A 20013-nucleotide genomic window follows, 5' to 3' on the forward strand; every position below is an offset into this window, starting at 1 on the left:
CCTGCCCGCACGCAAGGGAGGTAAGACGATGACGGGCATGACCCGCGATCAGAAAGCGCGCTGGTTGCACGATCTGCCGGCGCGCAGCGCATTGAAGATCACCAATCAGCGCCATGTCCGTATGTGGCTTGCAGGCAAGCATAGCCAGGCGCTGCACCGCCACAGCGGCGCCCTGCGCAGCCTTTCCGCCGCCGATGCCCGGATCGTTGCCGCGCTGGACACCCACGGCGTTTATATGACGACGCTGGAGGAGTTTAGCTTACCCGGTTCGCAGGCCCTGCTCGCACAGGCCGGAGAACTGGCGAGCGCTTTCGCCGAAGAGGCGCGGGCTCTGGCAAGCCAGGGCACGGAATTCATCATCGTGCCGCCCAGCGACATCGTTCGCAATCCGTGGATTTACCGCTGGGGCGTGCAGGAGCGGCTGCTCAACATCGCGGAGGCCTATCTTGGCCTGCCGGTCGCCTATGACGGGGTGGCCATCAATTACACCGTCGCCGACGGCCGCGCGATTTCCACGCGCAAATGGCACCGCGACTGGGAAGACCGCCGCATGCTCAAGGTCGCGGTCTATCTGCACGACGTGGATACCGATGGCGGTCCGTTCGAGCTGATCGCGCGCGCGGACACGCTGCAAAACGACCGCGACGGCTTCACGTACGAACTGGCCGACGATGCCGAGCTGGAACGCCGGTTGGGCGCCTCGTTCCAGAACGATATCGTCAGCTGCGTGGGCCCGCGTGGGACCGTGGTGTTCTCCGACACGGCGCGCTTCTTTCATCGCGGTAAACCCGCCACCCGGCGTGATCGCGCGGCGCTGTTCTACAGCTATTTCGCCAATCCGCCGCGCCATCCGTTTCTGTGCGAACGCACGGGACTGTCGCGCAAGGATATCGCGCAGATGGCACGTTTCCTTCCTCCCCGGCAGCGCAAGGCGGCGCTCTGGCGGCGGCAACTCTCGCTGCTTCTGCGGATGATACCGCCCGCGGGACTGTAAGGATTTTCGCGGCTCAGACCTGTTTCACCGAGTTGCCCGCTTCGTCAGATGTCCCCCCACTGACGGAGCGGGCAATACCCTAGGAAGACCTGCTAGACGAACGGAGCGAGCAGCGCCGCAAGCCCGGCCGCGCAGCGATCCGGAGCATGGTCTTGCAAGACCCGCTCCCGCCCGCGTTCGCCCATCGCTCCAAGCACATCGGCAGGCGCATCGAGCGCCGCGTCCAGCGCCGCAGCGATTGCATCGACCGATCCCGAAGGCACCAGCCAGCCCACATTGTGATCCACCAGCTCGGGAATGCCCGCGATGGCGGTGGCGATCACCGGGCGGCGAAGCGCCATCGCTTCCATCAGGACCACCGGGAGCCCTTCGGCAAAGCTGGGCAGCACGAACGCGCGTGCGGCGGAAAGCGCGGTCCGGATCTCCTCCGGACCAGCCCAGCCGAGCAGGCGTATGCTGTCGCCCAGCCCGAGCCGGGCGATCTGCCGCTCGATAGCCGCGCGGTCCTCGCCGTCGCCCAGCACGTCGAGCGCGATGGGGCGCCTGGCCGCGACACGGCCGACCGCCTCGATCAGCAGCGGCAATCCCTTCTGCGCGCTGAGCCGCGCCACGCAGACAAAACGCGAGGCATCGCCGGGCGGCACAGTCTCGATGTCGCCGAAGAACGGCGCATCCGGCGCGCAGTGCACCACTTGAATGCGGTTCCAGTGCTCGGGATCGGACCATCGCATCAACTGCCCCCGCCCGAAGCTGGACACCGCCGCCACGAAAGCCGCATCGGCAATCTTGCCCGGCAAGTCGAGGGCAAGCGGGGAATCGAACTCGTCAGGGCCGTGAACGGTAAAGCTGAACGTCACCGGCGCCAGCTGCGCGACAAGGCGCGCAACCATGGCCGGATTGGTTCCGAAGTGCACATGGAGATGCCGCGTCCCCTCGCGTTCGAGTTGCCGCGCCAGCAGCGCCGCCTCGGCAAAATAGGCACAGGCCCTCAGCCGGTTGCCGGGGCCGGATGCCCGCAGGGACAGCCGCAGTGCCCGCCATGCCGCACCGGGCCGTGAGGCCAAACAGGCCGCAACCGCACCGGCAAGGCCCGCCGCATTGTCCAGCAGCGAGGTCGTGAGCCCGGCTTCGGCGCGATCCTCCTGCCCCACCAGCGGCTGGTCCGATCGGCGCACGGTGAAGCGGCTGACCGCAAAGCCCTGCCGCTCAAGCGCGGCGATCTCGGTGCGGATGAAACTGTGGCTGATCTTGGGGTAGACGTTCGTCAGGTACGCGACCCGCCGCGTTCCTGCTGCCTGCGCCGAGGCGGTACCATGGACGGCCTGCGCCTGTGCTCGCCGCTCCGCCGCTCCCCCCACATCGCCGCGCCGTCGCGGCAGGACGAAGGGGCCGGATGCCGCGCTGCCTGCAATCTCGATCATGGCTCACATTATGCGGCAGCCGGGCGCTTCGCGGCATTGCGACTTTTCCCAATGAGTTTTGGCCTGTGTTGCGTGGGTGGGCCCTCGCCCGGATGCGCGTACGCGCGCGTCATGAGACCCTTCCGGGATGAGTGGAGACTTGCCTTGACGGTCCTGCGCGCCTCGCGAAATCGCAGACAGGGATCCTGCCGGTCCGGCCGACAGGCCGCCGTGGTGCGCCCGTGAACGACGCTTCCCACACGGCCTTCTCGCCCACCACCGACAGGCCCTTCACACCGGCGACCTCCCGGCGCACGCTGTCATGGCGGCCTGCGCGCAGGCTGCTCGACCGGTTGCTCGGCAATGGCCAGCCTGACATTACCAAGGCCGCGTTCGAACGCTGGCAGATTGCCCCCCGCAGCTGCATCGAAGTGCGCAGCGCGAAAGTCCTGCCAGGCCAACTGGAGCGGATTTCCGGCGCCGAATGCGGCACCGTCAAGGAAGCGATGCGCCACTTCAAGGGCGGCTTCGATGTGATCGCGGCGCCGACCATGGGCTATTGCATCAGGGATGTGCTGCTCCACAACGGCGTGCTCCATGCGCGTTGTGCCATTCGCCGGCTTCGCCCCGGCACGCGCTTCGCCCCGCTTGCATTTGCCCCGCGTGAGATGGGCCGCCTTGCCCTCTACGAAAGCGGGCCGGGCAATCTCCGCTTCGGTTACTGGCTGGGCGACGATTGCCTGACCTACCGGCTTGCCGAAGAAGCGGGCGTGCCTTTCACGACTGCACTGTCATCGACGGGCAAATTCGGCCGCCACATGTTCGAATACGAAAGCGCGCTCGGCATGCTTCCCGCGAGAGCCGCCGCGATCCACTGCGACGAACTCGTGCTGTTCGATGACGAGACCGACAACGAGCACAAGCGCGCCCGGGCCGACGAGATGCGCCGGCGGCTGGTGCGCCGCCCGGTCGAGCGCCATCCCGGCGTCTTCCTCCTGCAGGAGCACGCTAACCGGGCTGGGCCCCACGCGCTGCTCAACGAACTGAACATCGCCGAACATCTCGCGGTGCGGCACGGCTTCCGCGTGCTCGACCCGAGCCGGGTGGATATTGCCCAGATCGCCCGCGCCTGTGGCGGTGCCGAAGTGATTGTCGGAGTAGAGGGCAATCATCTCGTCCACGGGCTGGTGATGATGCCCGCCGATGCCCGCGCGCTGGTGATCCAGCCGCAGACGGGCGTGAATTCCACACTGAAGCGGCTCACCGACCGGCAGGGTCAGGACTATGCGCTGGTCGTCGCGAAAGGAGCCAACAATGGCTTTATTGCCGACATCGACGATGTCGAGCGGACGCTCGATCTTGTCTGACCCTTTGCAGAGCATCGATGGCCCCAGCACCGGCCGCTGGCGGGACGGTTTTCACGCCGTGGTTCGGGCGCGTGCCATGCTCCTTGGCGCCGTCATGGCGCTGGCTCCCGGTGCCACGGTTCCGGTGGCCGGGCTTGCGTTCCAGCCGGCCTCGCCCGCTGCGGCACTGCTGACGAGAACCCGCGCGGTCCCCGCGCTGACCATGCCCACAGCCGGCTTGCCGCCCCCTGCAACCGACGCGCAGGCGCAACTCGCACGTACCGTGAATGCCGCGATTCCGTTGGCACAGGGCGCCTTGTTCCCGGCTCAGCCGTTCTATCTCGACAGCTCGTTCGCGGACCGTTCGCGCGCGCTCGATTGCCTTGCGGCGGCTGACTTCTACGAGGCCGGAGGAGATCCTTCTGACCAGCGGGCGGTAGCGCAAGTGGTGCTCAACCGTGTACGCCACGCCGCATTCCCATCCACGATCTGCGGCGTCGTATTCGAAGGCGCCGACCGTCCGACAGGCTGCCAGTTCACCTTCACCTGCGACGGCTCACTGTTCCGCAGGCGGCCCACTCCCGCCGCCTGGCAGGACGCGCGGCGCGTGGCGGCCGAGATGCTGCTGGGGCGCGTGGAGGCCACCGTCGGGCAGGCCACGCACTATCACACCGACTGGGTGAGCCCGGTCTGGGACCGCACGATGGACAAGCTGGCGGTGGTCAAGACCCACCTCTTTTTCCGCTGGCACGGCGCGAGCGGCGCCCCCACTTTCGGCAAGCACTATGCCGGAAGCGAACCGCGCATCGCGCTGCTGGCGCCGCTGTCTCAGGCGCACGCGGTCGATGGCCCGCTTGACGGAGGACAGCCGGCTTCCGCATCCGCACTGGCCGCCGTTGCCACGGCCGGCGTGCCCTCGCCGCTCGCGTCCGCTCCACAAGCTCCCGCCCCGTCGTTGCAGGATCAGGGCATTTTCCTTGTCACGCTTCCCGCCGGGGCCTCTCCCGACAGCTTCCGGCGCATTGCCGAGCAGCGCTGCGCGGGATTTGCCGACTGCCGCTTCGTCGGGTGGACCGACTCTTCGCGCCGCGCTAACACGTTGCCGCTGCCCGGCAATTCGGTGGACGCGATCTCCTTTACATTCGTACGACACTCAAATGACAAGGCCGTGCGGGTGCAGTGGAATTGCAGCGAGTTTCCCCGGGTAAACACGGAGGAATGCCTGCAACGCGCCACTTGAGCGCGTTTGCGGCCCTTCCAAGTTCGCATCTTGATATATCTTCAAGCACTTTACCGGAGCCCACGACCGCTCCCGGAACCAAAGCACCGCGCGCGGGAATCCATCCTCCCTGAAAACCTGTACTGGCAATGCAGACTGACGCCGCTCGGCACCGCGCGATAGTCTCTTTCCATGTTCCGTTCATAGATGGGGGCGGTAATGGAATTGCAGAAAGCCACTACTGGCGAGCCCCTTTCGCTTAGCGAATATGAGGCTGAAGACACCGGCAGCCCTGTTGCCGAGCGGACCGTCGTCAAGAAACGACGGGCCCCACCGGTCGATCTGGACGACGCGCCGGTAACGCGCCCGTTCCTGCCGCCGCTCAACGAATTCGTGCCCTATCTCGAAGGAATCTGGGCCAATCGCTGGCTGACCAATGCCGGGCCGTTCCATCAGCAGTTCGAGGAAGAGCTTGCCGCCTATCTCGGCGTCGAGCATGTCGCCTTGACCTCGAACGGGACGGCAGCACTGGAGCTGGTGCTGCGGGCGCTCGACCTGAAGGGCGAGGTCATCACCACGCCTTTCACGTTCGTCGCCACCACCCATGCGATCCAGTCGTGCAACTTGCGGCCGGTCTTCGTGGATATCGATCCCAAAACGGGCAATCTCGATCCCGAACTGATCGAACAGGCCATCACCAGTGAAACTTGCGCCATCTTGCCGGTCCATTGTTTCGGCCACCCTTGCGGGACCGAGCGCATTGCCGAAATCGCGGCGACCCACGGCCTGAAGACGCTCTACGACGGCGCCCACGCCTTCAACGTCCGCCGCGACGGGAAGAGCCTGCTGACGGCGGGTGACGCCACCTGCCTCAGCTTCCATGCGACCAAGGTCTTCAATACCTTCGAAGGCGGCGCGATCATTTGTGACGCGCCCCTGAAGGCGCGGATCGCGCAGCTTCGCAATTTCGGCTTCTCCAATGCAACCTCGGTCGACGCGGTGGGCACCAATGCCAAGATGAGCGAGTTCCAGGCCGCGTTCGGCCTGCTCCAGCTCAAGTATGCAGACGAAGTGATCGCCCGGCGCGGCGCCATCTCGGCGCGCTATACTGCGGGCATCCGGGATATCGCGGGCATCGACCTGTTCCAGCCCGAACCCGGCTGGCAGCTCAACCATTCCTATTACCCGATGCTGCTTGCGGACCATCTGGCGGACCGCCGCGAAGAGCTTTGCGAGCGTCTGCGGGCCAGGGGCATCCATGCGCGGGCCTATTTCTGGCCGCTGGTGAGCGATCATTCGGTCTACCGCGACTTGCCGTCCGCCCGCGCGGACATGCCGGTCGCCCGCAGTTTTGCCCGCAGGATCCTGTGCCTACCGCTCTATCCCGACCTTGCCCCGCGCCATATCGAAACGGCGATCGGCATCATCCGGGATTTCTGCGCGAGCGACGCCTGAGGAAGGACCGGACGGATGTTAACGGAATGACCGTGCAGTTGCCCTCCCCTCAATTCCCGCAGCCCGGCCTGGGGAATAGGAAGACTCCGTCAGAGCCGGAAGCCCCGAAGCTCAACATTCTGCTGATCGCCGAGAACGTATCGCGCAATCTCAGCGGCGAAACGATCCTGCCCTATTACTACCTCCAGCACTTCCTTGCGCTGGGGCACGATGTCAGAATCATTTGCCACGAGCGCGTTCGCGAACAACTTGCGGAAGACCTCGACCCGGCGATGTTCGCGCGGTTTTCCTTCGTCAGTGATCACTTCCTGCAACGCATCCTGTTCCGCATCGGCCGGATCTTTCCGCACCGCGTGGAGGATCTCGTCTTCAACCAGTTGATCCACTTGATTACCCAGCAGCGCATCCGGCGGATGGCTCGGGGGCGAGTGGCGCAAGGCACTGTCGACGTGGTTTTCGAGCCCGCGCCGATCGCGGCCCGGGCCGTCAGTTTCATGTACGATCTGGGCGCTCCGGTGGTGATCGGCCCGATGAGCGGCGGCATGGACCTGCCGCCCGCCTTCCGGCACATGGATGGCCCGCTGGTGCGCATGGCGATCTCCGGCACGCGCAGCGCCACGGGGCTGCTCCACCGGCTGATCCCCGGCAAGCGCAAGGCCGCCGTGCTGTTGGTCGCCAACGAGCAGACGCGCGCGGCCCTGCCGAGCGGCGTCTCCGGGCAGATCCGCGAAGTGATGGAGAGCGCGGTCGACCTCGGCCGCTGGCAGCCGCGCGGCGCCGATCCCGCGCTGGGCGGCAAGATGTCCTTCATCTTCTGCGGCCGGTTCGTGGACTGGAAAGGCATCTCCTATCTGGTGCGTGCTTTCGCGCCGCTTGCCCGCACGGGCGGCGTCCGTTTGGACCTTGTCGGCGACGGGGAGCTTTACGGCGAGATCGAGGAACTGGTGCGCACGGAAGGCCTTGCCGACAGCGTGGTGATGCATGGCCGCGTTCCGCTCGAACGCTACATGGAACTGCTGCTGGACGCCGGCGCCTTCGTATCGCCCTCGCTGAGGGAATGCGGCGGTATCGCGATGATGGAGGCCATGGCCATTGGCGTTCCCGTGATCGCCGCCGACTGGGGCGGCGCCGCCCAATATGCAAGCCGCGACTGCGCGATCCTGGTGCCGCCTTCGTCGAAGAGCGACTTCGTGGACGGGCTCACCGCCGCCATGCGCCGCCTTGCCAATTCACCTGAACTGCGCCGCGATCTGGGCCATGCCGGCCGCCGTCACCTCGAACGCGAAGGGCACGACTGGGCGGTTAAGGCACGCACAATCGCAGGGATATTGCAGGACGTTTCCCAACCGCACCGCGGCGCGCCGGTCATGGCCGGATAGCGCCGTCACACAGGATCTTGCGAAAGCCAGCCCATGGAACAGACCGACAGACCCGACATCGTCTTCTACGCGCGGCAGCTCTATAACGGAGGTGTCGACCGGGTGGTGTTCAACCTTGCCGAGGAGTTCCTGGCGCGCGGCATCCACCCAGTGATCCTGGTCGATCTCGACAATCCGTGGTCGCCGTTCCGCACCCTCATTCCCGAGGGCGTGACCTACGAAGTGCTCGACGCAAAGGGCCCCATCGCGCGGGTGACCAAGCTGCGCGCCTATTTGCGCCGGACCCGGCCGCAGGCGGTGATGTGCACGGGCTTCGGCTTTCCTAACCTCGTCGCCATTCTGGTGCGGTGGATCGCGGGCTTCCACTTCCGCCTGATGCTGACCGAGCATTGCTTCCCCTCGGTCGATCTTGACGAAGCGCGGCCCTGGCAATCGCGGTATTGGTTCTTCCGGCTGGCCCACCTGTTCTATCCGCGCGCGGATACCATCGTCGCAGTGTCCAAGGGCACGGCGCTGGATCTTGCCAAAGTGATCGACATCGATCCGGGCACGATCACCTGTATCTACAACCCGATCGTCAGCGACGGGTTGATCGAATCCGGTCAGGCGCCGGTTGACCATCCGTGGTTCCGCGATCCCGACGTGCCGATCGTCATGGGCGTCGGCCGCCTTGAGCATCAGAAGGATTTCGGCACGCTCATCACCGCCTTCGCGACAGTCCGCAAGCAGATGCGCTGCCGCCTCATCATCCTGGGCGACGGTTCGGAGCGCCCGATGCTGACCGATCTGGTAAATCGCCTCGGCCTCTCGGAAGACGTGTCGATGCCCGGCTTCGCGCCCAATCCCCATGCCTATACCGCCAAGGCCAGCCTTTTCGTGCTGTCCTCGCGGTTCGAGAGCCTGGCCAATGTGGTGATCGAGGCGATGGCGCTGGGCACGCCCGTAATCGCCACCGACTGCCCTTCCGGCCCTGCCGAAGCGCTGGACCATGGCCGATTCGGCAAGCTGGTGAACGTGGAAGACCCGGATATGCTGGCAGACGCCATGCTCGATGTGCTGAACAAGCGCCCCGCGCCGGTGCCGACCAGTTGGCTGGAGCAGTTCACCACCCGGGTTTCGGCCAATCGCTATCTTGAGTTGCTCACACCCGCGCCCGGATGTTGACGGTCCAGAGCCACGCCAAGCTTGCCCAGCTGACCTCGCTGCGTTTCTTCGCGGCGCTGCTGGTTCTGCTTTCGCATCTGGTCTTCTTCGAACAGAGCCGTAGCCCCGCCTTGCGGGGCCTTTATGAGGTGTTCCTGCGGCAAGGCGCCTGCGGCGTCACCTTTTTCTTCATCCTCTCCGGCTTCATCCTGACCCACGCCTATGAGCGCGCGCTGAAAACCGGCGAGGTTTCGGTGGCGACTTATCTCTATCGGCGTCTGGCGAGGATCTTTCCGCTCCATCTGGCGGTCGGACTGGCGTTTATCGGCTATCTGGTGCTGAAGAATGACTTGCCGCCGACACCCGCGATCTGGCTCAACCTCGCGCTGCTGCACAGCTGGTTTCCCGAGCCGCTGATCCACTATTCATTGAACGGCCCTTCCTGGACACTGTCCAATGAGCTGTTCTTCTACACGCTGTTTCCCTGGCTGGTGAAGATGAGCCCCAAGACGATGCGGAGCGTGTTCATCGGCGGGATCGCCGTAATCGCGGCAGGCGCCAGCGTCGCGTCCATGCAGGTCCACGGTTACTCGCCTTTCGTCGACTGGCTGTTCTACGTCTTCCCCTTGACCCGTCTGTTCGAATTCCTCGCGGGCATCCTGCTCTACCGCGCATGGCAGCAAGGCATGGGAAGACGCTGGGCAACCGGCCCGACCGAGGCCCTACTGGTTGCGACGGTGCTGGCCACGATGTTCGCGGTCGACTGGTTCGCGGTGCCGCTGGCGTTCCGCTACCAGCTCGTGTTCGTGCCGCCGATGGCGGCACTGATCCTCATTTTCGCGCATGGCCGGGGCGCTCTGTCCGGCATGTTGCACAATCCCGTGCTGCAACTTCTGGGCGAGGCATCGTTCGCGCTCTACCTCGTGCATCGGCCGCTCATGACATTCATGGAGCGCTGGGCCAGCGGCACCGCGGCGGGCGATCTGGCACTGGCCGCGGCGATGCTACTGCTGGCGCTGACGGCCGCGATACTGACTTACCTGCTGTTCGACCGTCCGGTAGAGCGCTGGCTCCGGCGCCGCAGCAAGAGCGCGGTCCGGCGCGATCCCCTCGCCGCCCAATAGTTGAGCCGCGCGAGACACTCGGTCTGCCGCTTGCCGTGCCCAGCGGCCATTGACGATTCCCCCACCGCCCCTAAAGCATCAGGCATTGCATTTGCTCTGATCCGCGCAAGGAGCGCAAATCCGTCGATGTTCGACCTCCAGTTCTCGACCTCGCCCGGGTCGGATCCCATCCACCAGAAGATCGATGCCGGCGACGAAGCCGCCGCCCATGCCGCCGCCAAGCGCGTAATCGCACAGGCGCTGGGCAAGCCGGACGCTTTCGTGCACCTTGACGGAACGGGCACTTTTCGGGCGGGCGCCGGTTACTGGAGCCGGTCCGGCCGCTTTTCGATCACGCCGAGCCGGGCAACCCGCTGAAGAGCCCAAGGCGCAGCGCATCCGCGCGGCGCCTTGTAAATTCACCCCTACGCAAAAGCCCGTCCCAAGGCTGCCATGCGGAGGCGAACAAGCTCGGCCACTTGCGGGGCGTTCTGGGCAACGCCGAAGCCATGATAGGCGCCCGGAATCACGTGCAGTTCGACCGGCGTTCCCACCCGCATCAATCTGCGGGCGAATTCCATGTCTTCTTCCAGAAACAGATCCAGCGCGCCCACCGAAATGAAGGTGGGCGGCAATCCGGTCAGGTCTTTCGTTCTGGCGGGGACAGCTGCCTCCGGCACGTCATCGCCGCCGGCCTCGCGGCCCAGCAATGCCGACCATCCGAAGTGGTTTTTCTTCGGTGTCCAGACGAATTCGCCGCTATAGGGATTGAGATCGTTTCCGGCGACCGTGCGGTCGTCCAGCATGGGGGCGTCGAGCAGCAGGAAGCGAATCGCCGGCCCGTTTTCATTGCGGGCGTGAATGGCCAGCGCAGCGGCATGGCCGCCGCCCGCGCTTTCGCCTGAAACCGCGATACGGTCCCTGTCTATGCCGAATTTGTCCGCATTGTCGGCCAGCCAGCGGAGCGCGACGTAGCAATCCTCCAGCGCGCCGGGCCAGACCGTTTCCGGCGCGAGGCGATAGTCCACCGATACGACCACGCAGCCCGTCGCCAGCGCCGTGGAGCGGTTGGAGATGTCGCTCATGTCGGCATCGCCCAGCACATAGCCGCCGCCATGAATGTGCAGCATGGCCGGGCGCAAGGCCTTGTCCGTCTGGGGAGGATCGTAACGAAGCACCCGCACGTCCGGTGCATCGCTCCCGCTCGGGATGCGATGCTCGCTTCGCGAAACGACGGCCAGCTTTTCCGGCAGCGGCTGCATTTCCCGCGAGGCGAAAGGTTGGCGAAACTGCGCCATGCCCGCGCCGAAATCGACGTCGGGCATCACATCGAGCCCGATCAGGAGTTCAGGCGCCACCAGCTTCCGGCTGCTCTCATGCATCGTCGATTGACCTCAATTGTCCTGTCGTCCGCGTCTGATGGCCCGCCCCGTTGCCGGTGCCAACCAAGATCGGCCGCCAGTGGGCAGGCATCGCACCACCGGCGAACACCACGCAATCACGCTCTGTTTGCCGCATTGTCCGGCCGCCGGCATCATGACCGGCGACCGGATCGTATTCACTTCTTGGCGGGCAGCTTCGAAAGGTCGGTCTGAACTTTCGACAGCGCCTCGTCGGTGATCTTGTCAGGTGCGTACTGCTGGACGGTCTTCAGCGACATCGAACGGGCCATGTCGATCTGCGGGTTCGTGGAAAGACCGGGCAGGTACTTGTCGATGATCGCCTTGGCAGCGGGATCGTCAAGCAGGGTGCCGATATTCGTTTCGGTCACGGTATAGCCCGCAGTGGCGGAGGGCGTGGCGGCCACAGGCGCCGCTGCCTGTGCTTCGGCGGCCATCGGAGCGAAAGCAACTGCCAGGCCAAGGGCCATTCCAACAAGCTTCATCAATACGTCCTCCATTATCGTGACCCCACGATCGGCATCACGCAATTCAACCGGCCGGCACGGCCCGCCGCACATCGGCGCGCCAGCATTCAACTTTGCCGGGAACCACGCAATATGTGATTTTCATGACAATTCAGCGTGCTTGATCGATGTCGATGGCCGCGCAGCGACACGCCTTCGCCATCCTGTCCAAGCTTTTACCCCGCACAATTCCGGCGAACAGCGACAAAAAAGTTCCTCATGGCTGCCGTCGCTTACCGCGCCCAGCCCTCATCCACGTTGACCGCTAAATTTATGTCGCATACTACATATATCGACTCAAAGGCGGCCCTCTCCCAATGAGACCGTCATGCAAGCGAGGATGCACATGCAGTTTCATTTGAACGGATTCCGCACCGGCGATCCCGAAATCCATCCGGCCGCCGCTCGCGCCACGGTATCGGACGAAGTCGACGTGTTGATCGTCGGCTGCGGGCCCGCGGGTCTGACGCTGGCCGCCCAACTCGCGCGTTTCCCCGCGATCCGCACGCGTATCATCGAGCGCAAGCCCGGGCCGCTGGAGCTTGGTCAGGCCGACGGCATTGCCTGCCGCACGATGGAAATGTTCAACGCCTTCGGCTTTGCAGACCGTGTGGCCCGGGAAGCCTATTGGGTCAACGAGACCACGTTCTGGAAGCCTGACGAGACCGAGGCTCGCAACATCGCCCACCACGGCCGCATCCGCGACACCGAGGAAGGGCTCTCCGAATTCCCGCATGTCATCCTCAATCAGGCGCGCGTCCATGACTTCTATCTTGAATGCATGCGCAATTCGCCGAGCCGGCTGGTGCCGGACTACGGGATGGAAATCGTCGATCTGACCGTTCTGGAAGACCCCGAGGCGCCCGTCTTGGTCCGCCTCCGCCCGGTCGGCACCGAAGGCGAGGACGCGATCGAGGTGATCCGCGCCCGCTACGTCGTCGGCTGCGACGGCGCGCGCAGCCGGGTTCGCCAGGCTATCGGACTTGGCCTCACCGGCGAATCCGCCAATCAGGCCTGGGGCGTGATGGACGTGCTTGCCTACAGCGATTTCCCCGACATCCGCCTCAAGAGCGCGATCCACTCGGCCAACGAGGGCAATATTCTCATCATCCCGCGCGAGGGCGGCTACCTCGTGCGCCTCTATATCGAGCTGGACAAACTGGGCGCGGACGAGCGCGTCTCGGCCAAGAACATCACGCAAGACCAGCTTGTCGCGGCGGCGCAGCGCATCCTCCATCCCTATGTGCTGGATGTGAAGCAGGTTGCGTGGTGGTCCGTCTACGAGATCGGCCAGCGTCTCTGCGACAAGTTCGACGATGTGCCCGCAGGCGAAGAAACCACGCGCTTCCCCCGCGTCTTCATCGCGGGCGACGCCTGCCATACGCATAGCCCCAAGGCGGGCCAGGGCATGAACGTGTCCATGCAGGACACTTTCAACCTCGGCTGGAAGCTTGCCGCCGTGCTGGCCGATCGGGCCGGGCCGGAACTGCTGCACAGCTATTCGGCGGAGCGGCAGGCCATCGCCAAGGAACTGATCGACTTCGACCGCGAATTCGCCGCCATGTTCAGCGCCAAGCCGAAGACGGACGAGACCGGGGACGGCGTCGATCCCGCCGCGTTCCAGCGCTACTTCGTCAAGCAGGGTCGCTTCACCGCAGGCACCGCCACACAGTATCGCCCCTCCGCGCTGACCGGCAGCGGCGAGCATCAGGGCCTTGCCGAAGGGTTCGGGATCGGCATGCGTTTCCACTCGGCCCCGGTCGTGCGGCTGGCCGATGCCAAGCCCATGCAGCTCGGCCATGTCGCTGCTGCAGACGGACGCTGGCGGATCTATCTCTTCGCGGGCAAGGACGGCCTCGCGCCGGGTTCGCGCCCGGAATCCCACATTGCCGAACTCTGCCGCTTCCTTGAAAGCGATCCGGCCTCTCCCTTGGTGCGCCACACTCCGGCGGGCGCGGATGGCGATGCGGTTATCGACGTCCGCGCGATATTCCAGCAGTCGCACCAGTCGCTGTCGATGGACGATCTTCCCGGCCTGCTCTGGCCCCGCAAGGGCGAACTGGGCCTGCGCGACTACGAAAAGGCGTTCTGCGTCGACGCTGGAGCGGGCGATATCTACGATATGCGCGGGATCGATCGCGAACGGGGCTGCATGATCGTCGTCCGCCCGGACCAGTACATCGGACATGTGCTGCCGCTGGAGGCAAGAGTAGAACTGTCTGCGTACTTCGCGGCGATCCTTCGGCGGGCTTGAGGAAGGCGGCAAAATCGCGCTAGGTGCCGGCATGAGCAACCGCGACCTCGAAACTTTGCCCGGCCACCTGATCCGCCGTCTCCAGCAGATCTCGGTCGCCCTTTTCGGCAGCCGCATGGCCGAAGCGGACATCGACGTGACGGCGGTGCAGTTCGCCGCGCTGATAACCTTGCGCGATCATCCCGGGCTGGGCCAGCAGACCCTGGCCGGGATGATCGCCTATGACCGCGTGACGATCGGCGGGGTGATCGACCGGCTGGTCCAGAAGGGCCTTGTCGTGCGCGAGATCAGCCCGACCGACCGCCGCGCCCGGGTCCTTGCGCTTACGCCTGCGGGGCAGGACGTGCTGGAGCGCGCCAATCCGTGGATCGAGCGGGTGCAGGAAGACATTCTCGCCGGTCTCTCGCCCGAAGAGCAGGAGACCTTCGTTGCCCTGCTCTCCAAGCTGACGCGCGCCGGAAACGAACTCAGCCGGGCACCGCTGCGCGCTGTCGACAGCGGAAAACTGCCCGCGCTGGAGGATTGATACGGGCCGAATCCAGCCAGCCTATCTCAAGGCTGGCCATGGCGCGCGCTGCTCGATACCTTGGACCCCATGTTCGACGCCTCGCGGCTTGCGCTGACTTACCTGTTGATCGAATGGGTCATTCGCCTGGCCATGGTGGTGATCCTGCCGATGCGCCGCTCGCCCGAAGCCGCGCGCAGTTGGCTGCTCTTCGTGCTGTTCCTGCCGGTGCCGGCGCTCATCCTCTATCGCTTCATCGGCCGGGCGCAGTTCCCGGCGTGGCGACAGGCCCGCTTCGCCGACGATCGGCCCTTTCGGCAGCAGGTCGCCCGGGACCTCGCGGCCGACGGCACCGAACAGTCCGAGATCCAGCAACTGGCCGAAATGCTCGGCGGATTTCCGGCCTGCGCCGGTAATTCCGCCCGGCTGCTGAGCAACTATGACGGCACTATCGCCGCAATGATCGAGGCGATCGATGCCGCCACGATCCGCATACGTCTCCAGACCTACATTTTCGCCGACGACCGCACCGGAAAGGCGGTGGCGGAGGCTCTCGCACGGGCGCACGGGCGCGGTGTTCCCGTGCACGTGCTGGTCGATGCGCTGGGATCTCGCCCATGGGCCAAGCGCAGCATGGCCCTGCTCCGGCAAGCGGGAGTGGAAGCCCGCCTCGTCCTGCCGGTACGCTTCGCGCCCCTGCGCCGCGCGCGCACGGACTTGCGCAATCACCGCAAGCTCTGCCTTTTCGATGGCCGGATCGCGTTCGTCGGATCCCAGAACATCGTGAACCGCGACTTCAAGCCGGGCATCGTCAACGACGAACTGGTCGCGCGCGTCGAAGGGCCGGTGGTGGCGGCCTTCGATGCCATGTTCGCCAGCGACTGGTACCTCGAAACCGGTGAGCGGCTCGACGCGCTGCCGATCCCAGCTCCGGTGGGCAGTTCGGTGCATCAGGCCATGCCGAGCGGGCCGGATTTCGGCACGACTGGCTACGAGCGTCTGCTCGTCGAACTGGTCCACCGGGCGCGGCGTGAAGTCACCATCGTCTCCCCCTACCTGATCCCCGATCAGGCGCTGATTACGGCGGTCAAGAACGCGGCTGCGCGCTCGGTCTCGGTGAACCTTGTCGTCTCGCAAGTCGTCGACCAGCGCCTCGTCAGCTATGCCCAGCGTTCCTACTATCAGGAACTGCTGGAGGCCGGCGCGCGCCTCCATGGCTATCGCCGCCATCTGCTGCACGCCAAGTCGGTGGCCATTGACGACACAATCGCCGTGGTCGGATCGAGCAATGTCGACATGCGCTCCTTCGCGCTCAATGCCGAGATCAGCCTTATCCTGCACGGGGCGGACGCCGTCGCCCCGATGCTCGAAATCCTGCGTGGCTATTTGGAGTGCAGCGACGAACTGACCCTACCCGAATGGCGCGCCCGGCCGCAAACTGCGCGCCTTCTGGAAAATCTGGCGCGGCTTGTCAGTCCGCTACTTTAGGAACCGTTCGCTCGCGATAGCAGTTACGGCGTCCTGCAACCTGTCGAAATCGCCCTTGCGCGCGCGCCGATGCCGCCGGAAGGCGAGGTGGATACCCACCATCAGCTCCGGCTCGACCAGTTCCCAGCCCCGGAAACGACCCTGGCTAATCGCGTCCCGGCAATAGCCGTGTGGCAGGATCGCATAGCCCGCCCCCCTTTCGACGAGATCGCGAGCGAGCCGCGCAGCATCGACGTGCATGCGGACATTGAGCGCCAGCCCGCGCGCCGCTGCGGCATCCTCGATGGCGCCGCCAATGCCGAGATGGTGCGACGGCACGATCAACGGCAACGGCGCCGCATCCTCGAACCGCACGGTGCCGTTGAAAGGCGCATCGACGGGACCGATCAGCCAGAGCCGCTCTTCATGCAGCAGACGTTCCTCGATCCTGCCGTCACGGGCGGAATCCTCCAGCAGCGCAAGATCGACCACGCCGCGATTGAGCCAGTCGACCAGGCTGCCGGTCGGCCCTTCCACCATGCGCACGGCAATGTCCGGCACGCGCCGTTCCAGTTCGAGCGCCAGCGTCAGGCCGAGCATGTCGGCAAGGCCCGGCGGCAGGCCGATCACCACCGTCGAGCGGGCTTGCGGACCTTGCCTTCGGATCGCATCGAGCGCGAGTTCCAGTTCGCGCAGCGGCGCGGCCACCGACGTCCGCAGTTGCTCGCCGTCCTCGGTCAGCGCCATCCCGCGCGAGGAGCGCACGAAGAGCTTCACGCCCAGATCCTGTTCGAGCAGCCGCATCTGCCGCGTCAGCGCCGATTGCGCGATCCGCAGCACTCCGGCGGACCGCGTCAGCGAACCGTCTTCGGCAATCCGCAGAAAGTAGCGCAGGCGTCTGATCTCCATGGCCCTTGGGCTATCTCGGATCGAGATAGAAGTCTGCCGCATTTTGAAATGGCGGCATGGCCGTGCTTCGATATCCTCCCGGCGAACGGATAAGCGGGAGAGAATATTTTGGACATGCGCGAACGGTACGGACCATGGGCCCTTGTCGCGGGGGCATCGGAAGGAACCGGCGCCGCTTTCGCCCGCCAACTGGCGGCAGCGGGCATCAACCTGATCCTCGTGGCCCGACGCGAGGGGCCGCTGGCAGAGCTTGCCGCCGAAATCGCGCGGGACCACGGCGTCGACTGCGTCACCGGCTCGATCGATCTGGCGCTTGAGGACGCGGCGGATCGCATGGTCGATCTTGCGGACGGGCGCGAGGTGGGGCTGCTGATCCTCAATGCCGGTGCCGATTCCAACGGCGCGCTGTTCCTCGACGGCGCACTGGCCGATTGGGAAGCGCTCGTCACGCGCAATGTCATGACCTCGATGCGGGCGTGCCATCGCTTCGCCGGACCGATGCGCGCGCGGGGGCGGGGCGGCATCATCCTGGTCGGCTCGGGCGCGTGCTATGGCGGGCTACCGGGGATTACCGTCTATGGCGGCAGCAAGGCTTTCGATCTCGTCTTCGGCGAAGGGCTCTGGGCCGAACTCAATCCCCACGGCGTGGACGTGCTGAACCTCATCATGGGGCGCACCGACACGCCCGCGCACCGCGAACTCATGGCGCGCAAGGGGCACGCCTTCCCTGACAATTGCGCTTCGTCCGAGGATGTGGCCGCGCTCGGCCTTGCGCGGCTGCCGCATGGGCCGGTGTGCAACTGGGCGCTGGAGGACGAGGAAGTGGGCTATGCCGGAACCTCGGCCAGCGCCCGCCGCGCGCGTATCCAGCAGATCGCCAAGGCCATGGCGGGATAGCCGCGCCGATCAGGAATGCGGGGCGGCGGGCACGCGAATGCGCGCGACAAAGCCGCCCTGCGCCCTGTCCTCGAAAGACAGCGCGCCGCCGAAGCGCATCATCAGCCGGTGCGCCGTCGGGATGCCAAGGCCGAAGCCGGGCACGTCCCGACTGCGCGCCTCGTCGATCCGGAAGAACGGGGCGAGGACGTCCGTGAAGTGGCGGGCCGGAATGCCGGCGCCCGGGTCCTCCACCTCGATGTTCCATCCATCGGCCGTCTTGAGCAGCCGCACTTGCGCCGCGCCGCCGAACCGCACCGCGTTCTCGACCAGTGCCGAGAGGGCCAGCCTGACCGGTTCGACATAAGTCCGGGTCTTGGCATCGCCCGGACCGGAAACCTGCACGCAGTCGCCATAGGCCCCGGCCACGCCCGCGACGAGCGCGCCCAGATCGACCTCTTCGGGCTCGCTGGCGATATGCTGGGCGCGAAGGTAGCCCTGAAGCGACGCGATCAGCGCCTCCATCTCCTCAATGCTGCCGCCGAGGATGTCGGCAAGCTCCCGGTCCTCGACAAGATCGACAACAACCCGCTGGCGCGCGAGCGGTGTACGCAGATCGTGGCTGATCGCCTCGAACGAGCGGGCCTGATCCTCGACGAGCCGGGCGATGCGCTCCTGCATCACGTTCATCGCATGGGCGAGATCGCGCAGATCCGCAGAGCCCTGCTCGTCGATCTCTACACGCTGGCCATGGCCGATCGCATCGGCCGCGCGCGCAAGCCGCCGCAAGGGCCGGGTGAGCACGCCCAGCGCCAGAAGACCGACCGCAAGACAGGCGAGCGCGGTCAGCAGCGTCAGCACGGTCGCGCGGGCCGCGACCGGCCAGGTGCCGCCGATGTCGCTGGACCGGAAGTTCAGCCACGTTCCATCGGCGAGCCGCATCGAACCCACCAGATCGCGCCTTCCCTGGGGCCCCGGTGAATAGGCGAGATGGAATTCACGGCCCGCCAGCGACGGCTCCCACCGGACGACTTCACCCGCAATCGACCGCAGCGGGCGCGCCATCTCGGCGCCGGTCACGAGCGGTGCGGCGGCAACGTGCGCGTCGAGATGACGGGTGGACATGACCTTCACCACCTGCCCCGCGTCGATGCCATGGATGCGCTCGCTCACGACCAACAGTTCGGCAATCCGCCGTGCGTGGTCCTCGCGCAGGGTCTGGCGGTCGATCGACTGATAGAACAGCAGGCTGCCAGCCAGTTGGACCAGCCCCAGCAGCAGAAGCAGGATCGCGGCCTGCACCGGAAGGCGCGAGGAGCGTAATCGTGGCAAAGGCACCTCTCTCGGCGGGCGCCTGCGGTTCCTGTGCTTGCCGCGCCTCTTGCAAGGCCTCTCATCACAGGGGGAGCGCGTCAATCTTGCAGGGGTGTCCGGCAATGATTTGACACGAGCCGAGGGCGCGGGCCGGCATCGATTATGCCCTTCGCAGGCACCAATCAGGTGACGACGCGGTGCCTAATCGGCTTTCCCACATTGCTCTATTCAGGGCCGCATACCCCGAGTTCACGATCACGATGGAGACGTTCCCATGACCCACCGCATCGATCACAATCTTGCCGCCCCCGCCGGAATGAAGGCACTGGGCCACGTCTACGGTTATGTGATGACAAGCGGACTCGATCCCGCCTTGGTCGATCTGGTCTACTTACGCGTCAGCCTCATTAACGGCTGCGCATATTGCATCGACATGCATAGCCGCGACTTGCTGGCCAAGGGCGTCAGCACGGAGAAGCTGGTGCTCGTGCCCGTCTGGCGCGAGGCACGGCCCTTGTTCAGCGACGTCGAACAGGCCGCCCTCGCCTGGGCGGAAACCGTCACCCGCGTTGCCGATACGGCCGTGCCCGATGCCGAATATGAGGCCGCCGCCCGCGTCTTCGATGCCAAGCAGCTGTCCGATCTGACCATCGCGATCGGGCTGATGAACACCTACAACCGCCTTGCGATCTCGTTCCGCGCCGCGCCTGCCGCCGTCGCGAAGCTGACCGGGGCGGCGTGAG

Annotated in this window: 18 protein-coding genes; 13 read left to right on the plus strand and 5 right to left on the minus strand. The window is 65.6% G+C overall.

Features of this window, described 5'->3' with window-relative positions; genetic code table 11:
* The first annotated feature begins 28 nt into the window (after positions 1-28).
* On the plus strand, positions 29-994 hold the full coding sequence (locus AC1VVK_RS22775) for a phytanoyl-CoA dioxygenase family protein (RefSeq protein WP_482905455.1): 966 nt from the start codon (positions 29-31) through the stop codon (positions 992-994).
* A gap of 92 nt (positions 995-1086) precedes the next feature.
* Here the strand turns inward: AC1VVK_RS22775 and AC1VVK_RS22780 are convergent, their stop codons facing one another.
* Complete coding sequence (locus tag AC1VVK_RS22780; protein ID WP_482905456.1) at positions 1087-2415, minus strand: glycosyltransferase; 1329 nt, start codon at positions 2413-2415, stop codon at positions 1087-1089.
* Positions 2416-2636: 221 nt separating this feature from the next.
* On the opposite strand from AC1VVK_RS22780, the gene AC1VVK_RS22785 reads away from it, so the two are divergent.
* From AC1VVK_RS22785 to AC1VVK_RS22815, 7 genes are all read left to right on the plus strand, one after another.
* Positions 2637-3761: a glycosyltransferase 61 family protein gene (locus AC1VVK_RS22785; protein WP_482905457.1), complete on the plus strand. Its 1125-nt coding sequence runs from the start codon at positions 2637-2639 to the stop codon at positions 3759-3761.
* Positions 3754-4980 carry a cell wall hydrolase gene (locus AC1VVK_RS22790; protein WP_482905458.1) on the plus strand — a complete coding sequence of 409 codons (1227 nt, stop codon included), beginning with the start codon at positions 3754-3756 and terminating at the stop codon, positions 4978-4980. The genes AC1VVK_RS22785 and AC1VVK_RS22790 overlap by 8 nt, the downstream gene beginning before the upstream one ends.
* A gap of 198 nt (positions 4981-5178) precedes the next feature.
* A complete protein-coding gene (locus AC1VVK_RS22795; RefSeq protein ID WP_482905459.1) occupies positions 5179-6414 on the plus strand; it encodes a DegT/DnrJ/EryC1/StrS family aminotransferase in 1236 nt (411 codons plus the stop codon).
* Between the two features lie 26 nt (positions 6415-6440).
* Positions 6441-7793, plus strand: coding sequence for a glycosyltransferase family 4 protein (locus AC1VVK_RS22800; RefSeq protein ID WP_482905460.1), 1353 nt, complete (start codon positions 6441-6443; stop codon positions 7791-7793).
* A 33-nt stretch (positions 7794-7826) separates the two neighbouring features.
* Positions 7827-8957, plus strand: coding sequence for a glycosyltransferase (locus AC1VVK_RS22805; RefSeq protein ID WP_482905461.1), 1131 nt, complete (start codon positions 7827-7829; stop codon positions 8955-8957).
* The gene (locus AC1VVK_RS22810; RefSeq protein WP_482905462.1) at positions 8951-10060 is read left to right on the plus strand and encodes an acyltransferase family protein; all 1110 of its coding nucleotides are present in this window, start codon (positions 8951-8953) and stop codon (positions 10058-10060) included. The genes AC1VVK_RS22805 and AC1VVK_RS22810 overlap by 7 nt, the downstream gene beginning before the upstream one ends.
* Positions 10061-10186: 126 nt before the next feature.
* A complete protein-coding gene (locus AC1VVK_RS22815) occupies positions 10187-10417 on the plus strand; it encodes a hypothetical protein (RefSeq protein WP_132386234.1) in 231 nt (76 codons plus the stop codon).
* Positions 10418-10464: 47 nt separating this feature from the next.
* On the opposite strand, the gene AC1VVK_RS22820 is transcribed toward AC1VVK_RS22815, so the two are convergent.
* Positions 10465-11421 carry an alpha/beta hydrolase gene (locus AC1VVK_RS22820; protein WP_482905463.1) on the minus strand — a complete coding sequence of 319 codons (957 nt, stop codon included), beginning with the start codon at positions 11419-11421 and terminating at the stop codon, positions 10465-10467.
* A 176-nt stretch (positions 11422-11597) separates the two neighbouring features.
* A complete protein-coding gene (locus tag AC1VVK_RS22825) occupies positions 11598-11924 on the minus strand; it encodes a hypothetical protein (protein ID WP_132386236.1) in 327 nt (108 codons plus the stop codon).
* A gap of 367 nt (positions 11925-12291) precedes the next feature.
* On the opposite strand from AC1VVK_RS22825, the gene AC1VVK_RS22830 reads away from it, so the two are divergent.
* The 3 genes from AC1VVK_RS22830 (at position 12292) to cls (ending at position 16192) form a co-directional block, all read left to right on the plus strand.
* Positions 12292-14199 carry an FAD-binding monooxygenase gene (locus tag AC1VVK_RS22830; RefSeq protein WP_482905464.1) on the plus strand — a complete coding sequence of 636 codons (1908 nt, stop codon included), beginning with the start codon at positions 12292-12294 and terminating at the stop codon, positions 14197-14199.
* Between the two features lie 31 nt (positions 14200-14230).
* Positions 14231-14725 (plus strand): MarR family winged helix-turn-helix transcriptional regulator, encoded by a 495-nt coding sequence (locus tag AC1VVK_RS22835; RefSeq protein WP_132386238.1) that lies wholly within the window; start codon positions 14231-14233, stop codon positions 14723-14725.
* Positions 14726-14794: 69 nt separating this feature from the next.
* The gene (gene cls, locus AC1VVK_RS22840; protein ID WP_482905465.1) at positions 14795-16192 is read left to right on the plus strand and encodes a cardiolipin synthase; all 1398 of its coding nucleotides are present in this window, start codon (positions 14795-14797) and stop codon (positions 16190-16192) included.
* Here cls and AC1VVK_RS22845 read toward each other — a convergent pair.
* Entirely contained in the window at positions 16184-17080 is an 897-nt protein-coding gene (locus AC1VVK_RS22845) for a LysR family transcriptional regulator (RefSeq protein ID WP_482905466.1), read from the minus strand. The two genes, cls and AC1VVK_RS22845, sit on opposite strands and share 9 nt — an antisense overlap.
* Positions 17081-17194: 114 nt before the next feature.
* Here AC1VVK_RS22845 and AC1VVK_RS22850 point away from each other — a divergent pair, with 114 nt between their 5' ends.
* On the plus strand, positions 17195-17977 hold the full coding sequence (locus AC1VVK_RS22850) for an SDR family NAD(P)-dependent oxidoreductase (RefSeq protein WP_482905467.1): 783 nt from the start codon (positions 17195-17197) through the stop codon (positions 17975-17977).
* A gap of 9 nt (positions 17978-17986) precedes the next feature.
* On the opposite strand, the gene AC1VVK_RS22855 is transcribed toward AC1VVK_RS22850, so the two are convergent.
* Entirely contained in the window at positions 17987-19294 is a 1308-nt protein-coding gene (locus AC1VVK_RS22855; RefSeq protein WP_482905468.1) for an ATP-binding protein, read from the minus strand.
* A 250-nt stretch (positions 19295-19544) separates the two neighbouring features.
* On the opposite strand from AC1VVK_RS22855, the gene AC1VVK_RS22860 reads away from it, so the two are divergent.
* On the plus strand, positions 19545-20012 hold the full coding sequence (locus AC1VVK_RS22860; RefSeq protein WP_482905469.1) for a carboxymuconolactone decarboxylase family protein: 468 nt from the start codon (positions 19545-19547) through the stop codon (positions 20010-20012).
* Position 20013: the final 1 nt, after the last annotated feature.

The sequence above is a fragment of the Novosphingobium sp. BL-S-32 genome, from assembly GCF_056857055.1.

What these genes read in the sequence shown, in the direction of transcription:
- AC1VVK_RS22775 (WP_482905455.1), top strand. Translation starts at nt 29, where the DNA reads ATGACGGGCATGACCCGCGATCAGAAAGCGCGCTGGTTGCACGATCTG.
- AC1VVK_RS22780 (WP_482905456.1), bottom strand. Translation starts at nt 2,415, where the DNA reads ATGATCGAGATTGCAGGCAGCGCGGCATCCGGCCCCTTCGTCCTGCCG.
- AC1VVK_RS22795 (WP_482905459.1), top strand. Translation starts at nt 5,179, where the DNA reads ATGGAATTGCAGAAAGCCACTACTGGCGAGCCCCTTTCGCTTAGCGAA.
- AC1VVK_RS22800 (WP_482905460.1), top strand. Translation starts at nt 6,441, where the DNA reads ATGACCGTGCAGTTGCCCTCCCCTCAATTCCCGCAGCCCGGCCTGGGG.
- AC1VVK_RS22805 (WP_482905461.1), top strand. Translation starts at nt 7,827, where the DNA reads ATGGAACAGACCGACAGACCCGACATCGTCTTCTACGCGCGGCAGCTC.
- AC1VVK_RS22810 (WP_482905462.1), top strand. Translation starts at nt 8,951, where the DNA reads ATGTTGACGGTCCAGAGCCACGCCAAGCTTGCCCAGCTGACCTCGCTG.
- AC1VVK_RS22815 (WP_132386234.1), top strand. Translation starts at nt 10,187, where the DNA reads ATGTTCGACCTCCAGTTCTCGACCTCGCCCGGGTCGGATCCCATCCAC.
- AC1VVK_RS22820 (WP_482905463.1), bottom strand. Translation starts at nt 11,421, where the DNA reads ATGCATGAGAGCAGCCGGAAGCTGGTGGCGCCTGAACTCCTGATCGGG.
- AC1VVK_RS22825 (WP_132386236.1), bottom strand. Translation starts at nt 11,924, where the DNA reads ATGAAGCTTGTTGGAATGGCCCTTGGCCTGGCAGTTGCTTTCGCTCCG.
- AC1VVK_RS22830 (WP_482905464.1), top strand. Translation starts at nt 12,292, where the DNA reads ATGCAGTTTCATTTGAACGGATTCCGCACCGGCGATCCCGAAATCCAT.
- AC1VVK_RS22835 (WP_132386238.1), top strand. Translation starts at nt 14,231, where the DNA reads ATGAGCAACCGCGACCTCGAAACTTTGCCCGGCCACCTGATCCGCCGT.
- cls (WP_482905465.1), top strand. Translation starts at nt 14,795, where the DNA reads ATGTTCGACGCCTCGCGGCTTGCGCTGACTTACCTGTTGATCGAATGG.
- AC1VVK_RS22845 (WP_482905466.1), bottom strand. Translation starts at nt 17,080, where the DNA reads ATGGAGATCAGACGCCTGCGCTACTTTCTGCGGATTGCCGAAGACGGT.
- AC1VVK_RS22850 (WP_482905467.1), top strand. Translation starts at nt 17,195, where the DNA reads ATGCGCGAACGGTACGGACCATGGGCCCTTGTCGCGGGGGCATCGGAA.
- AC1VVK_RS22860 (WP_482905469.1), top strand. Translation starts at nt 19,545, where the DNA reads ATGACCCACCGCATCGATCACAATCTTGCCGCCCCCGCCGGAATGAAG.